This is a genomic window from Mycobacterium sp. Root265 (genome assembly GCF_001428895.1).
Lineage (GTDB): Bacteria > Actinomycetota > Actinomycetes > Mycobacteriales > Mycobacteriaceae > Mycobacterium.
In genome coordinates, this window is record NZ_LMJA01000002.1 from 253,395 (window position 1) to 267,336 (window position 13,942).

15 protein-coding genes are annotated in these 13,942 nt (G+C 68.6%); 8 read left to right on the forward strand and 7 right to left on the reverse strand.

All coding sequences use genetic code 11. From position 1 onward, the window contains the following. Positions 1-126 precede the first annotated feature (126 nt). The gene (locus ASE48_RS04515) at positions 127-768 is read right to left on the reverse strand and encodes an O-methyltransferase (protein ID WP_057165828.1); all 642 of its coding nucleotides are present in this window, start codon (positions 766-768) and stop codon (positions 127-129) included. Positions 769-945: 177 nt separating this feature from the next. Between ASE48_RS04515 and sigE the strand changes: the two genes are divergently transcribed. The 4 genes from sigE (at position 946) to tatB (ending at position 4,203) form a co-directional block, all read left to right on the forward strand. Continuing rightward, positions 946-1,734, forward strand: coding sequence for an RNA polymerase sigma factor SigE (sigE, locus tag ASE48_RS04520; RefSeq protein WP_057165829.1), 789 nt, complete (start codon positions 946-948; stop codon positions 1,732-1,734). Between the two features lie 89 nt (positions 1,735-1,823). Next, entirely contained in the window at positions 1,824-2,219 is a 396-nt protein-coding gene (gene rseA, locus ASE48_RS04525; protein WP_057165830.1) for an anti-sigma E factor RseA, read from the forward strand. Between the two features lie 69 nt (positions 2,220-2,288). Continuing rightward, positions 2,289-3,779 (forward strand): serine protease HtrA, encoded by a 1,491-nt coding sequence (htrA, locus tag ASE48_RS04530; RefSeq protein WP_057165831.1) that lies wholly within the window; start codon positions 2,289-2,291, stop codon positions 3,777-3,779. A 1-nt stretch (position 3,780) separates the two neighbouring features. Next, complete coding sequence (gene tatB, locus ASE48_RS04535; protein WP_057165832.1) at positions 3,781-4,203, forward strand: Sec-independent protein translocase protein TatB; 423 nt, start codon at positions 3,781-3,783, stop codon at positions 4,201-4,203. On the opposite strand, the gene ASE48_RS04540 is transcribed toward tatB, so the two are convergent. The 4 genes from ASE48_RS04540 to ASE48_RS04555 form a co-directional block, all read right to left on the reverse strand. Next, entirely contained in the window at positions 4,200-5,342 is a 1,143-nt protein-coding gene (locus tag ASE48_RS04540) for an Mrp/NBP35 family ATP-binding protein (protein ID WP_057165833.1), read from the reverse strand. The two genes, tatB and ASE48_RS04540, sit on opposite strands and share 4 nt — an antisense overlap. Positions 5,343-5,417: 75 nt before the next feature. Next, positions 5,418-6,731, reverse strand: coding sequence for a lytic transglycosylase domain-containing protein (locus ASE48_RS04545; RefSeq protein WP_057165834.1), 1,314 nt, complete (start codon positions 6,729-6,731; stop codon positions 5,418-5,420). 172 nt (positions 6,732-6,903) lie between these two features. Further along, complete coding sequence (locus tag ASE48_RS04550; protein WP_057165835.1) at positions 6,904-7,443, reverse strand: DUF1003 domain-containing protein; 540 nt, start codon at positions 7,441-7,443, stop codon at positions 6,904-6,906. Further along, positions 7,440-8,735 carry a magnesium transporter MgtE N-terminal domain-containing protein gene (locus ASE48_RS04555; RefSeq protein WP_057165836.1) on the reverse strand — a complete coding sequence of 432 codons (1,296 nt, stop codon included), beginning with the start codon at positions 8,733-8,735 and terminating at the stop codon, positions 7,440-7,442. Before ASE48_RS04555 ends, ASE48_RS04550 begins: the two co-directional genes overlap by 4 nt. Before the next feature lie 25 nt (positions 8,736-8,760). Between ASE48_RS04555 and ASE48_RS04560 the strand changes: the two genes are divergently transcribed. Beyond that, positions 8,761-9,720 carry an HpcH/HpaI aldolase/citrate lyase family protein gene (locus ASE48_RS04560; RefSeq protein ID WP_082614001.1) on the forward strand — a complete coding sequence of 320 codons (960 nt, stop codon included), beginning with the start codon at positions 8,761-8,763 and terminating at the stop codon, positions 9,718-9,720. On the opposite strand, the gene ASE48_RS04565 is transcribed toward ASE48_RS04560, so the two are convergent. Next, positions 9,717-10,169 (reverse strand): DUF4190 domain-containing protein, encoded by a 453-nt coding sequence (locus tag ASE48_RS04565; protein WP_057165838.1) that lies wholly within the window; start codon positions 10,167-10,169, stop codon positions 9,717-9,719. The genes ASE48_RS04560 and ASE48_RS04565 overlap by 4 nt on opposite strands. Then, complete coding sequence (locus tag ASE48_RS04570) at positions 10,166-10,843, reverse strand: DUF4190 domain-containing protein (RefSeq protein ID WP_057165996.1); 678 nt, start codon at positions 10,841-10,843, stop codon at positions 10,166-10,168. The genes ASE48_RS04565 and ASE48_RS04570 overlap by 4 nt, the downstream gene beginning before the upstream one ends. A 164-nt stretch (positions 10,844-11,007) precedes the next feature. Between ASE48_RS04570 and ASE48_RS04575 the strand changes: the two genes are divergently transcribed. From ASE48_RS04575 to ASE48_RS04585, 3 genes are all read left to right on the forward strand, one after another. After that, positions 11,008-11,520, forward strand: coding sequence for a general stress protein (locus ASE48_RS04575; protein WP_156409043.1), 513 nt, complete (start codon positions 11,008-11,010; stop codon positions 11,518-11,520). Positions 11,521-11,639: 119 nt separating this feature from the next. Next, positions 11,640-13,037 carry an ABC transporter substrate-binding protein gene (locus ASE48_RS04580; RefSeq protein WP_156409044.1) on the forward strand — a complete coding sequence of 466 codons (1,398 nt, stop codon included), beginning with the start codon at positions 11,640-11,642 and terminating at the stop codon, positions 13,035-13,037. Next, entirely contained in the window at positions 13,034-13,930 is an 897-nt protein-coding gene (locus ASE48_RS04585; RefSeq protein ID WP_057165839.1) for a carbohydrate ABC transporter permease, read from the forward strand. Before ASE48_RS04580 ends, ASE48_RS04585 begins: the two co-directional genes overlap by 4 nt. Positions 13,931-13,942 lie beyond the last annotated feature (12 nt).

The following is a 13,942-nucleotide window of genomic DNA, read 5'->3' on the forward strand; positions in this document are numbered from 1 at the left end:
ACAGACTAAACGCGCGTTCAGTCGAGCGTCAAGGGTGTTTGGCCGCGAGATTGCGGTTGCCGCGTGGACGTGCGAGTGGACCCCGCGGCACGTGCAATCTCGCGGGGAACTGCTTGTGGAAAGGAGCTAGTCGCGCGCCGCGGCGAGCAGGCCGTCGCCCAGCGGAATCAGCACCGGGGTGAAGCGCTCGTCTTCGGCGATCAGGCGGGCGGCCTCGCGCACCGCGGCGACCTCGGCGTCGTTGGCCGAGGCATCCCCGGCGCGCCCACCGAGTGCGGCGCGGTGCACCACGATCGCCCCGCCCGGGCGCAGCAACCGCACACCTTCGGCGACGTACTGCGGCTGGTCGGCCGGGGCGGCGTCGACGAACACCAGGTCATAGGACTCGTCGGCCAGTCTGGTCAGGACGTCCTGCGCGCGGCCGCTGATCAGCCGGGTACGCGATGCCCCGACGCCGGCCTGGGTGAATGCCTGCTTGGCCAACCGCTGGTGCTCGGGTTCGACGTCGATGGTGGTCAGCACGCCGTCCTCACGCATACCGGCCAGCAGCCACAGGCCGCTCACGCCGGCTCCGGTGCCCACTTCGACGACGGCCTTCGCGCCGGTCAGTCTGGCCAGCACGCTCAGCAGCGCACCGACGGCGGGGGTCACCGCACCCGCGCCGCTGTCCACCGCACGTTCGCGCGCAGCGGCAGTCACCGCGTCCTCGGTGATCGACGCCTCCGCGTGCGAGACGATCGACTGGGCGGCGTCGTCGGTGCTGGCCATGCCCGCAGCGTAGAGCGAACGGCGACCGGCGCCACCCCGACACGCCCGCCCCTGATACGAGAATCACACCCGATTTCCGCTGGTTTTACCTGGTCGAACCATGGGTAATCCGCATTCTCAGGAATTGTTCAGTTTGCTCATATGCCAGGCACACCCCGGTCGGAGACGGTACTTCCCATGGAACACGGCGAAAGCTTGCGATCACGGAATACGGATGGCCTCGGCCACGTTTCCATCGACAACGCGCAGACGCCGACCAAAACGGCCTGCCACCTTGATTCGGAGGATCCCACGATCGCCAACGCCGCAGCCTCAGGAAGCGCCGGAAGCACTGTTGCCAGCCCGGTGTCCATGCCCCATCTGGAGCAGTACACCGACGGCGACTGGGTGGAGCCCTCCGACGAGCTGACCGGCACCGCGGTCTTCGACGCCACCGGCGACAAGGCGGCCATGCCGTCCTGGGACGAACTGGTCCGCCAGCACGCCGACCGGGTGTACCGGCTGGCCTACCGGCTGTCGGGCAGTCAGCAGGATGCCGAGGATCTCACCCAGGAGACGTTCATCCGGGTGTTCCGCTCCGTGCAGAACTACCAGCCCGGCACCTTCGAGGGCTGGCTGCACCGCATCACCACCAACCTGTTCCTCGACATGGTGCGCCGCCGTACCCGCATCCGCATGGAAGCGCTGCCCGAGGACTACGACCGGGTTCCGGCCGAGGATCCCAACCCCGAGCAGATCTATCACGATTCGCGACTGGGGCCGGACCTGCAGGCCGCATTGGACTCGCTGCCGCCGGAGTTCCGCGCCGCCGTCGTCCTCTGCGACATCGAGGGTCTGTCTTACGAGGAGATCGGCGCGACGCTCGGTGTGAAGCTGGGCACCGTCCGCAGCCGTATCCACCGCGGTCGGCAGGCACTGCGTGAGCATCTGGCCAAGCATTCGGATCAGCTGACCGCCTCCGCCTGAGCGTCGTGGGTGTGAGGCGCGGATTACCGCGCTACATTCAAATGAGCAGTGTGTGTTCAATGGCGCGGCGTTCCGAGAGGAGTCGGGTGATGGCTGACCCGGGCGATGTGTTCCGTCGCGCTTTCTCCTGGCTGCCCGCGCAGTTCGCATCGCAGAGCAGCGAGCCCGTCGGGCCGCGCCGTTTCGGCTCCACCGAGCATCTGTCCACCGAGGCCATCGCGGCTTTCGTCGACGGTGAGCTGCGGATGACCGCGCATCTGCGCGCCGGACACCATCTGTCGCTGTGCCCGTCGTGTGCCGGTGAGGTTGATGCCCAGCGCCAGGCGCGGTCGGCACTGCGCGACGCCTGCCCGATCGCGATGCCCAATTCTCTGCTCGGTCTGTTGTCTCAGATACCGGACCGCAATCCCGAGACACCAGCCCCCGAGGAAGCTCCCCAGCAGGTAGCTGAAGGCGCAGGTCGTGCCCGGCGCAAGCGCCGGTAGGGTTTATGCGAAGAGATTCAATTGCGGGCGCCGTCATCGGCGCGCGCTTGACCGGGGAGTGATGCACGGGTGACCAATCAGGACCAATCGGGCACTAACCCGCGTCTGGCCCCCCGTCCGGTTTCGCGTCCGCCCGTCGACCCGGCGTCACAGCGCGCCTTCGGCCGTCCGGACGGCGTGTCCGGATCGTTCCTCGGCGAGGACAAGCACCGCGACCAGGGTGAGTACACCCCCAAGAACCTGTCCCCGGACCCGGTCCTGGCCGAGGCCTTCGGACGCCCCTACGCCGCGGGCGACTCGCTGCAGCGCCACCCGGCCGACGCCGGCGCCCTGGAAGCCGAACGGGACACCGACGCCGACGACATCGACGATCCGTGGCGCGACCCGTCCGCCCCCGCGGCACTCGGGGCCCCTGCGGCCGTACCGAGCGCTCCGGTCACCGTGCAGGCGCCGCAGGGCAAGCTCGGCGTGCGCGATGTGCTCTTCGGTCGCAGGGTGTCGATCACCGCGTTGGTGATCCTGGCGATCATCGCGCTGGTCATCGGAGCCCTCGGCGGCGTCGTCGGCCGCAAGACCGCCGAGGTGGTGGAGGCCTTCACCACCTCCAAGGTCACCCTGGACACCAGTGACCGCCCCGCTGAGCCCGCCGGACAGTTCGCCGAAGTTGCTGCCGCCGTTGCTGATTCGGTGGTCACCATCGAAGCCACCAGCGACCAGGAGGGCTCGCAGGGCTCCGGTGTCGTGATCGACGGGCGCGGCTACATCGTGACCAACAACCACGTCATCTCCGAGGCCGCGATCAACCCGAGCAAGTACAAGATGACCGTCGTGTTCAACGACGGCAAGGAGGTCCCGGCCAACCTCGTCGGCCGCGACCCCAAGACCGACCTCGCGGTGATCAAGGTCGACAACGTCGACAACCTCAGCGTCGCCAAACTGGGCGACTCGGAGAAGCTGCAGGTCGGCGAACAGGTGATCGCCGCGGGTGCCCCGCTGGGTCTGCGCAGCACCGTCACCCACGGCATCATCAGCGCGCTGCACCGCCCGCTGCCGCTGTCCGGCGACGGCTCCGACACCGACACCGTGATCGACGGTGTGCAGACCGACGCCTCGATCAACCACGGCAACTCCGGTGGCCCGTTGATCAACATGTCCGCCGAGGTCATCGGGATCAACACCGCAGGTAAGTCGCTGTCCGACAGCGCCAGCGGTCTGGGTTTCGCGATCCCGGTCAACGAGGTCAAGGATGTGGCGCAGAAGCTCATCGAGGCCGGCAAGATCTCTCATCCCACCCTCGGTCTGACCGCCCGTTCGGCCAGCAATGACCTGGCCTCCGGCGCGCAGATCGCCGATGTCAAGGTCGGCGGACCCGCGGAACGTGGCGGCATCCTGGAGAACGACGTGGTGGTCAAGGTCGGAGACCGCGATGTCGCCGACGCCGACGAGTTCGTCGTCGCCGTGCGCCAGCTCAAGATCGGCGAGCCCGCCCCCATCGAGGTCGTCCGCGACGGTCGCCGGGTCACCCTGACCGTCACCCCGATCGGCGACGGCGCTCCCTAACATGTTCGCGAATGTCGGCTGGGGCGAGATGCTGCTGTTGGTGGTGGCCGGCCTGGTCATCCTCGGCCCCGAACGGTTACCCGGAGCGATCCGATGGACCTCCGGGGCGGTACGCCAGGCGCGCGAGTACCTCAGCGGCGCGACCAGCCAGTTGCGTCAGGACCTCGGCCCGGAGTTCGACGACCTGCGCGAACCACTGAGCGAGTTGCAGAAGCTGCGCGGGATGACGCCGCGGGCGGCGCTGACCAAGCATCTGCTCGACGGGGACGACTCGTTCCTGACCGGCAACTTCGACAAGCCGGTCAAACCGGTGTCCCCGGACGCACCGAAACCCGCGCCCGAGCCGACGTCACCGGACCCGACACCGCCGGTCACCGGCAGCGAGCCGCCCAGCGGCGCCCGCTTCGACAGCGACGCGACCTAACGTCCGGCGGGGTCCAGGCCCAGCGACATCCCGGCCAGGCCACGCTTACGCGCACCGAGAGCATCGGCGACCTTGCGCAGTTCCTTGGCGGCGGGCGAGTCCGGCGTCGACAACACCAGCGGGACCCCGGAGTCTCCGGCGGAGACCAGGCTCGGCTCCAGCGGAATCTGACCCAGCAACGGCACATCGGCGCCGACCGCCCGGGTCAGGGACGCGGACACCTGGGCGCCGCCACCGGAGCCGAAGATGTTCATGACGGTGCCGTCCGGCAGGGTCAGCCCGGCCATGTTCTCCACCACGCCGACGATGCGCTGACGGGTCTGCAGAGCGATCGCACCGGCGCGCTCGGCGACCTCGGCGGCCGCCGACTGCGGGGTGGTGACCACCAGGATCTCCGCGCCCGGGATGAGCTGCGACACCGAGATGGCGATATCGCCGGTGCCCGGCGGCAGGTCCAGCAGCAGCACGTCCAGATCGCCCCAGTAGACGTCGGCCAGGAACTGTTGCAGCGCGCGGTGCAGCATCGGGCCGCGCCACACCACCGGGGTGTTGCCCTGGGTGAACATGGCGATCGAGATGACCTTCACGTCATGGGCGATCGGCGGCAGGATCATCGAATCGACCTGGGTGGGCCGGTCCACGACACCCATCATCCGCGGCACCGAATGGCCGTAGATATCGGCGTCGAGCACACCCACCGACAAACCGCGCTCGGCCATCGCCGCCGCGAGATTGACGGTGACACTTGACTTTCCGACGCCGCCCTTGCCGGAGGCCACCGCATAGACACGGGTCAGCGAGTTGGGCTGGGCGAACGGGATCACCGGTTCGCGCGAGTCGCCGCGCAGCAGCTTGCGCAGCTCGGTGCGCTGCTCGTCGTTCATCACGTCCAGGGTGACCTTGACCGCACCGGTGCCCGGGACGTCGGTGACCGCCGCGGTCACCTTGTCGGTGATCTCGTTCTTCTTCGGGCAGGCCGAGGTGGTCAGGTAGATCTCGACGTGTACGCCGGCATCGGCGTCGACGGTGACACCTTTGACCATGCCCACTTCGGTGATCGGGCGGCGCAGTTCGGGATCGACGACCTTGCTGAGCGCGGTGCGAACCGCGGCTTCCAGGTCGGTATTAGGCGAGGACATCACCCGCGAGTCTAGGCCGCGCCGACGGACCCACGGTCCGCCGGGCCGCTCAGACCGCGAGGCGGCGTCCGACGCTCAGGCCACGGGGCCGGGCGCGGGGCCCGGTGCCGCGCCGAGCGGCCCGGGAGCCACCGGCGCAGCGGGAGGCGGCGGAGCGAACGGATTGAACGGCGCGGCCGGCGCAGCAGCCGGGGGTGGCGGCGCGAACGGGTTGAACGGTGCGGCGGCCGGAGGCGGGGGCGCGAAGGGATTGAACGGCGCTGCCGCGGGCGGCGGTGCGAACGGGTTCAACGGCGCTGCCGCGGGCGGCGGTGCGAACGGGTTGAACGGCGCCGCCGGAGCGGGCGTGTTCTCGCCGAGGCAGAACACCGCGCAGTTCGGGACAGCCGCGGGATCACCCGGGCCCGGCGGCACCGGCAGGCGATCCGCCACATCGGCGCGGCCGAGATCGAAGAACGGCATGACGGCCATCGGGTCGGTCGACGGCAATCCCAGCGCGTTGAGCGGCAGACCGGGCCCAAGGCCCTCGGCATTGGTATCCAGGTGCACATTGCCCATGCCCAGTGCGGGCACCGGTCCGGTGATGGGCGGCAGATTCACCGGCACCACACCGGTGGCGTACGCCGCGGCCCAGCCCAGCACATTGCGCGCATAGGCGACCGAGTTGTTGTAGCGCAGGATCGACGTCATCACCTGGCTCTGATCGCGCATGTTCAGGCCACCGCTGCACAGGTACCGGGCGGCGGCCAGCGTCGCGTCGAACAGGTTCTGCACCTCGGCCTTGCCGTCACCGTTGCCGTCGGAGGCATACCGCGACCAGGTGCCCGGCAGGAACTGCATCGGGCCCATCGCGCGGGCGTAGGTCACCCGTTCGTTGTTGCGGCTCTGCACGATGACCTCGTTGCCCGGCAGGGTTCCGTCCAGGCTGGGTCCGAGAATGGGTTTGACCGCGGTGCCGTTGACATCGGTGGCGCCGCCGTTGGCGTGCATGGACTCGATGCGGCCGATACCGGCGAGCAGGTTCCAGCTCATCCCGCAGGTCGGCGCCGCCGAGGCCATCATCCGTTCGGCGTTGCGGTAGGCGTTGAGGGCGACCGTCGGAATGCGGAGGTTGCCAGGGGCACTCACCACGGCGGCCGGCGGGGGAGCGGACAGTGCGGTGCCCGCGGTCTGGAACGGGCGCGGTGCCTTCATGGCGGCCACCACGCTGACACCGGTATCGCTGTCGGGTGTGGTGACGACGGCCGCGAGCGGCGTCACGGTGGTCTCCAGGACCGGCTTCACGATGGGCGCGGAGGCCCCGACGCCCAGCGTCAGGACCAGCGGGGTGAGGATGGCGATTCCCAGCAATCCACGGGTACTCGGAGCCGAATCAGCCACGGTGCGCATCAGTCGACTTGCTCCGTGCCGCGCTGCAGCGAGGGCGGAGGCTCCCCCTTTGACCACTCAACCGTCCTAGATTTGCGGTACCCGACCGTTTGTGAACCAGGTCACCATACCTAGTCGCAAGTCTCCGTGGTGCGGGTATGGGTGGCAAGGATTTTCATCGGCGCGTAGGCGGCTAGGAATCGGTTTCCGGCTCATCGATCGGTGACACCGGTTCGGCCGCGCGTTTGCCCTTGCTCTTCTTCGGTTTGGGTGGCACCAACTCGACCAGCATCTCGCGCAACTCCTCGAGTTCGCGGCGCAGGTAGTCACGGGTGGCCATCTCGCCGACCGCCAGGCGCAGCGCGGCCAGCTCGCGGGCCAGGTACTCGGTGTCCGCCTTGGTCTGCTCGGCGCGGCGGCGGTCCTCCTCCAGCGCGACCCGGTCGCGGTTCTCCTGGCGGTTCTGCGCCAGCAGGATCAGGGGCGCGGCGTAGGCGGCCTGGGTGGAGAAGGCCAGGTTGAGCAGGATGAACGGATACGGATCCCACTGCAGGGTGAGCGCGAACAGGTTCAGCAGGATCCAGACGATCACGAACACCGTCTGGATCGCCAGATAGCGGCCGGTGCCCAGGAACCGTGCGAACCGCTCACCGAAGCGGCCCGCGGCCTCGACGTCGAACTGTGGGGTGAAGCGCCGCCGCGATGCCCGTGGGGTGTCGATCCGGTCGCTCAAGTCGCCTTCTCCGTGGTGACGATCAGCGACTCGGCTTCGCGTTCGCGCCAGTCGTCGGGCAGCAGATGGTCGAGCACGTCATCGACCGACACCGCGCCGAGCAGATGGTGCTCCTCATCGACCACCGGCCCGCAGACCAGGTTGTAGGCGGCGAAATAGCGGGTCAGTGCCCCGAGGGTCTGCTCAGGGCGCAGGCTCGGCAGGTCCTTGTCCACGATGCCGCTGACCAGTGCGGCCGGCGGTTCGCGCAGCAGCCGCTGCAGATGCACACAGCCCAGGTAGCGGCCGGTCGGCGTGGCGGTGGGCGGGCGCACCACGAAGACCAGCGACGCCAGCGCGGGCGTCAGATCGGGATCGCGGACCCGGGCCAGTGCCTCGGCGACCGTGGTGTCCGGTGCCAGCACCACCGGCTCGGAGGTCATCAGACCGCCTGCGGTGTTCGGCGAGTGGCTGAGCAGCCGTCGCACGTCCTCGGAGTCCTCGGGATCCATCCGGCGCAGGAACTGTTCGGCGTCGGCCGGCGCCATCGAGCCGAGCAGGTCGGCGGCGTCGTCGGGATCCATCGCCTCCAGGACGTCGGCGGCGCGTTCGGTCTTCAGCTGGCGCAGCACGGCCACCTGCTCGTCCTCGGGCAGCTCCTGCAGCACATCGGCGAGGCGTTCGTCGTCGAGCGCGTTGACGACCTCGAAGCGCCGCTTGGGCGGCAGCTCGCGCACGGCATCGGCCACCTCGACCGGGCGCTGTCCCTGGAACTGCTCGAGCAGCTGGGCGACACCCTGATCGGGCATGGCCAGTCCGGACGGCGTGAGCCCGTGCACGTGCTGCCAGTCCACGGGATAGACATTGCTGCGGCGCCCCAGCCGGCGCTGCGGGCGTACCGCCACCTTGGTGACCACCCAGTCCCGGGTGCGGGTCTGCTCGATACCGAGATCGACCACGACCACATCGAGTCCGGCGAGCTGGTCGAGGTCGGGATCGTCGACCCGCACGCGCGTCTCGAGCACCTGCCCGAGCGCCAGCACCTCACCGGGGCGCTGGGAGAACCGGCGCAGTGAGACATTGCCGGTGGTGAGCGTGACGGCGCTGGGCTCGATGGCGGTGACCCGCAGGATCGGCACGAAAATCCTTCTGCGGGTGAGCAGTTCGACAACCAGGCCGAGGACTCGTGGCTGCTGGCGGACGATGCTGATGCTGACCACCACATCGCGGACACGGCCGATCGATTCGCCGTCCGGGCCGAAGACAACCATGCCCGCCAGGCGGGCCGCATATACCCGGGTAACCGCCGCCATGACTCAAAGCGTAGAGACTAGGGGCGTGGACAACGTGTATCGCCCCCGACGAACGTGTCTGTCGGTTCCGGGCAGCAGCGACAAGATGATTGAGAAAGCCAAGACGCTGGCCGCCGATCAGGTCTTCCTCGACCTGGAGGATGCGGTGGCCGCCGATGCCAAGGCCGAGGCCCGGACCCGGGTGGCCGCGGCTCTGGCCGGGCCGGGCTGGTCTGACCGATCGCTGCGCGGTGTGCGGGTCAACGACTGGACGACACCGTGGACCCACGCCGACGTGATCGAGGTGGTGGCGGGTGCCGGGGCGAACCTCGACATCATCGTGCTGCCCAAGGTGTCCGACGCCACCCATGTGCACGCGCTGGACATGCTGCTCACCCAACTGGAGAAGACGCACGGACTGCCGGTCGGCCGCATCGGCATCGAGCCGCAGATCGAGAACGCGCTGGGCCTGACGAACATCGACGCCATCGCCGCCGCCCCGCGGGTGCAGGCACTGGTGCTCGGCCCCGGCGACATGGCGGCCAGCCTCAACATGCGCACGCTGGAGGTCGGCGGGCAGCCCGAGGGGTACGACATCGGCGATGCCCACCACCACGTCTTGATGAAGATCCTGATCGCCGCGCGCGCCCGCGGTCTGAACGCGATCGACGGGCCCTACGTGAAGGTGCGTGACGTCGAGGGGTTCCGGCGGGTGGCGGGCCGATCGGCCGCGCTCGGATACGACGGCAAGTGGGTGCTGCACCCCGACCAGATCACCGCGGGCAACGAGCTGTTCAGCCCGCGGCAGGCTGATTACGACCACGCCGAGCTCATCCTGGAGGCCTACGAGTGGCACACCTCGGCGGCCGGTGGCGCACGCGGTGCGGTGATGCTCGGTGACGAGATGATCGATGAGGCGAGCCGCAAGATGGCTCTGGTGGTCGCGGGTAAGGGACGTGCCGCAGGGATGACGCGCTCCGGCGCGCCGTATCGGCCGCCCGCTTAGACCAGGCTGAAGCCGCTGGCGATGACGCCGATCCACAGCAGGATCATCAGCACCAGGCCGGCGGTGACCAGACCGCCGATGATGGTTCCGGCCAGGGCCAGACCGTAGCCGTCCTGGCCGGTGCGCCTGGTTTCGCGCATGGCGATGACACCGAGCACCAGGCCGACCACCGAGGGCACACCGCAGAACAGCAGGCCGACCAGGGCGGCGATCAGCGCGCCGACCGCCTTGCCGTTGGTGCCGAGCGGTTTCGCCGGCCGGTACGGGTCATACCCCGGGTACGCCGGGTAGCCGGGCGGTGCGAAGCCGGGTGCGCCGGGAAAACCCGGTCCCCCGGGGAACCCGGCCTGCGGGCCGGGATGGATCGGCGGCGGCAGACCCGGATCAGCCGGGTAGTCCCACGGTGCGTTCGGATCGCCGGGAGCCGGCTGCTGTGAACCGTCGCTCACAGCACCGCGAAGGCCAGGATGAGGCTGAACACCAGCGTCAGCGCACCGACCGCGATACCTGCCACCGCAAGTCCGTGGCCGCCCTGGTTGTTCTGCTTGATCTGGTTGAGCGCGACGACGCCGAGCACGATGCCGATGATCGACCCGATCCCGCAGATGACTCCGACCAGTGAGGCGACCAGCGACCCGATGGCCAGTGAATTGGTCCCGGGTTGCGGCGGCGGCCCGTATCCGCCGTAGCCCGGCACCGCGCCGTAGGGCGGCGCCGGCGGATAACCCGGGGGCGGCCCGCCGTACTGGGGTGCGCCGTACTGCGGTCCACCGAACGGCGGGACGCCCTGGGGCGCGCCGTAGCCGGGAGGCGGGGGCGGATAGCCGGTGGACGAATAGTCCGGCGGGGTGAATGCGGGTGGGGGATAACCGGCGGCCGGGTCGTAACCGGGCGTCCCATGGTTCGGCGGTGCGGCGTCGGGCTGCGGGTAACTCGGCGGGGCGTCATAGCCGCCGTAGGCCGGCGGCGGCGAGTAGTCGGGATAGCTCGGCGCTGTTGGCTGGGAGGGCTCGGCGGGGGACTGCTCGATCGGCGGTGCCTCGTAACCGGCGGACGTCGGTTCCGTACCGGAACTCGCATCCGATGGTGGCGTTGCCCCTGCGTCCTCACCCGGATTGGTCATCACTCAAACCTAGCGTACGTGCTGGTACCCGGGGTGATTCGACTGCAGGGCAGCGGCACGCGCCGGCCTGTCGGGGGCTAGGGTTGTGCCATCGAACCCGCAGGACGCGTACCCGTCTGCACAGGTCGTGGGGCGCTGACGCGAACGAAGGAGAACGAGTAGCTATGACCGGTCCCCTCCAACCCGGCAAGGATCCCGTCGGCAGGCCGGGTGTGCGTAACCCGGCGGCACTGCCGACCCCACCGAAGGGCTGGCCGATCGGGGCCTACCCGACCTACGCCGAGGCGCAGCGCGCGGTGGATTACCTCTCCGATCAACAGTTTCCGGTCCAGCAGGTCACCATTGTGGGTGTGGACCTGATGCAGGTCGAACGGGTGACCGGCCGGCTGTCCTGGCCGAAGGTGATCGGCGGCGGCGTGCTCTCGGGCGCGTGGCTGGGCCTGTTCATCGGTCTGATTCTCGGGTTCTTCAGTCCGAGCCCGTGGGGTGCGCTGGCCACCGGTCTGATCGCGGGCGTGTTCTTCGGCCTCATCACCTCGGCCATCCCGTACGCGATGGCCCGTGGCACAAGAGATTTCAGCTCCACCATGCAGCTCGTCGCTGGCCGCTATGACGTCCTCTGTGACCCGCAGAGCGCCGAGCAGGGGCGGGATCTTTTGGCGCGCTTGACGATCTGATGGGCGACGCGCCCAGGAAACGGTTGCATATTACGCGCTTATAGCCCTAGGTTTGCCCCGCGGGACGTTCTCGCCCGGAGCCGCTCCGGCGGTGCCATCAACGCAGACGGAGGCCGGAAGTGCTGAAGCGACGACTCTGCGCCGGGGTGATGGCCGCGCTGACGGTCGGTTCGGTGACCACGGCGTGCGGCGAGGCCGAGGGCGGCACCGTCATCAGCTACTACACGCCGGCCAACGAGATGGCAACGTTCACGGCGGTGGCCGAGAAGTGCAACGAGCAGCTCGGCGGCCGGTTCACCATCAAGCAGGTGTCGTTGCCCAAGGGCGCCGACGATCAACGGCTGCAGCTCGCACGCCGGCTCACCGGTAACGACAAATCGCTCGACGTGATGGCCCTGGACGTGGTGTGGACGGCCGAATTCGCCGAAGCCGGTTGGGCGTTGCCGCTGTCGGATGATCCCGCGGGCCAGGCTGAATCCGATGCAGGAGCCAATACGCTGCCCGGCCCGCTGGAGACTGCCAAGTGGCAGGACAAGCTGTACGCGGCGCCGATCACGACCAACACTCAATTGCTCTGGTACCGAGCAGATTTGATGCCCGCACCGCCGGCTGACTGGGACGCGATGGTGGCAGAGGCCAAGCGCCAGCACGCCGCAGGCGGACCCAGCTGGATCGCGGTGCAGGGCAAGCAGTACGAAGGTCTGGTGGTGTGGTTCAACACGCTGCTGGAAAGCGCCGGGGGACAGGTGCTCTCCGACGACGGCAAGACCGTCACGCTGACCGACACCCCCGAGCACCGGGCGGCCACCGTCAAGGCGCTGCAGATCATCAAAGACGTTGCCACCGCACCGGGTGCGGACCCGTCGATCACCCAGACCGACGAGGGCACCGCACGCCTGGCGTTGGAACAGGGCAAAGCCGCACTGGAGGTCAACTGGCCGTTCGTGCTGCCCTCCATGCTGGAGAACGCCGTCAAGGGTGGTGTCGCGTTCCTGCCGCTGAACGAGGATCCCGCGCTGGCCGGCGCGATCAACGACTCCGGCAGCTTCTCGCCGACCGACGAACAGTTCGATGTCGCGTATGAGGCCAGCAAGAAGGTGTTCGGTTTCGCGCCGTTCCCGGGCGTGCGTGACGGCGAGCCCGCGCGGGTGACCCTCGGTGGTCTCAACCTGGCCGTCGGCAAGAACACCCAGCACAAGGCCGAGGCGTTCGAGGCCATCCGCTGCCTGCGCAATGTCGACAACCAGCGCTACACCTCGGTCGAGGGCGGCCTGCCCGCGGTGCGGGCCTCGCTGTACGACGATCCGGCCTTCCAGCAGAAGTACCCGCAGTACGAGATCATCCGGCAACAGCTGACCAACGCCGCGGTGCGCCCGGCGACGCCGGTGTATCAGGCGGTGTCGACCCGGATCTCCGCCGCGCTGGCGCCGATCACCGACATCGACCCGGAACGCACCGCGGACGAACTGGCCGTGCAGGTACAGAAGGCCATCGACGGCAAGGGGCTGATTCCGTGAGCGCCAAGATCGGCTCGGACGACACGCGCGCCGAACGGCGGTTGGCCTTCTGGCTGATCAGCCCGGCCGTCTTCCTGATGCTGGCGGTGACGGCCTACCCGATCTTCTACGCCGTCTGGCTGAGCCTGCAGCGCTACAACCTGGCCGCCCCCGACGACGTCGAGTTCATCGGCCTGGAGAACTACCAGACCATCCTCACCGACCGGTACTGGTGGACGGCGTTCGCCGTGACGCTGGGCATCACCATCGTCTCGGTGGCCATCGAGTTCGTGCTCGGCATGGCCCTGGCATTGGTCATGCACCGCACCATCTTCGGCAGGGGCACGGTGCGCACCGCGATCCTGGTGCCCTACGGCATCGTCACCGTCGCGGCGTCCTACAGCTGGTACTACGCCTGGACGCCCGGCACCGGGTACCTGGCCAACCTGCTCCCGACCGGCAGCGCGCCACTCACCGAACAACTTCCGTCGCTGGCCATCGTGGTGCTGGCCGAGGTGTGGAAGACGACGCCGTTCATGGCGCTGCTGCTGCTGGCCGGTCTGGCGCTGGTGCCGCAGGATCTGCTGAACGCGGCGCAGGTCGACGGGGCCGGCGGCTGGAAGCGGCTGACCAAGATCATCATTCCGTTGATCAAACCCGCGATCCTGGTGGCACTGCTGTTCCGCACCCTGGACGCGTTCCGCATCTTCGACAACATCTATGTGCTGACCGGTGGTGCGAACGACACTGGGTCGGTGTCGATCCTCGGTTACGACAACCTGTTCAAGGCATTCAACCTCGGATTGGGGTCGGCCATCAGCGTGCTGATCTTCCTGTGCGTCGCGGTGATCGCCTTCATATTCATCAAGATCTTCGGTGCATCGGCACCCGGCGCGGACGAGGAGGGCCGCTAGATGGCGGAGAAC

Bases quoted from the DNA above. Each gene is read 5' to 3' on its own strand.
- ASE48_RS04540 (WP_057165833.1), bottom strand. From the start codon at position 5,342: ATGTCCTCGCCTAATACCGACCTGGAAGCCGCGGTTCGCACCGCGCTC.
- ASE48_RS04570 (WP_057165996.1), bottom strand. From the start codon at position 10,843: ATGACCAATCCGGGTGAGGACGCAGGGGCAACGCCACCATCGGATGCG.
- ASE48_RS04555 (WP_057165836.1), bottom strand. From the start codon at position 8,735: ATGGCGGCGGTTACCCGGGTATATGCGGCCCGCCTGGCGGGCATGGTT.
- ASE48_RS04545 (WP_057165834.1), bottom strand. From the start codon at position 6,731: ATGCGCACCGTGGCTGATTCGGCTCCGAGTACCCGTGGATTGCTGGGA.
- ASE48_RS04575 (WP_156409043.1), top strand. From the start codon at position 11,008: ATGACCGGTCCCCTCCAACCCGGCAAGGATCCCGTCGGCAGGCCGGGT.
- ASE48_RS04515 (WP_057165828.1), bottom strand. From the start codon at position 768: ATGGCCAGCACCGACGACGCCGCCCAGTCGATCGTCTCGCACGCGGAG.
- sigE (WP_057165829.1), top strand. From the start codon at position 946: ATGGAACACGGCGAAAGCTTGCGATCACGGAATACGGATGGCCTCGGC.
- tatB (WP_057165832.1), top strand. From the start codon at position 3,781: ATGTTCGCGAATGTCGGCTGGGGCGAGATGCTGCTGTTGGTGGTGGCC.
- rseA (WP_057165830.1), top strand. From the start codon at position 1,824: ATGGCTGACCCGGGCGATGTGTTCCGTCGCGCTTTCTCCTGGCTGCCC.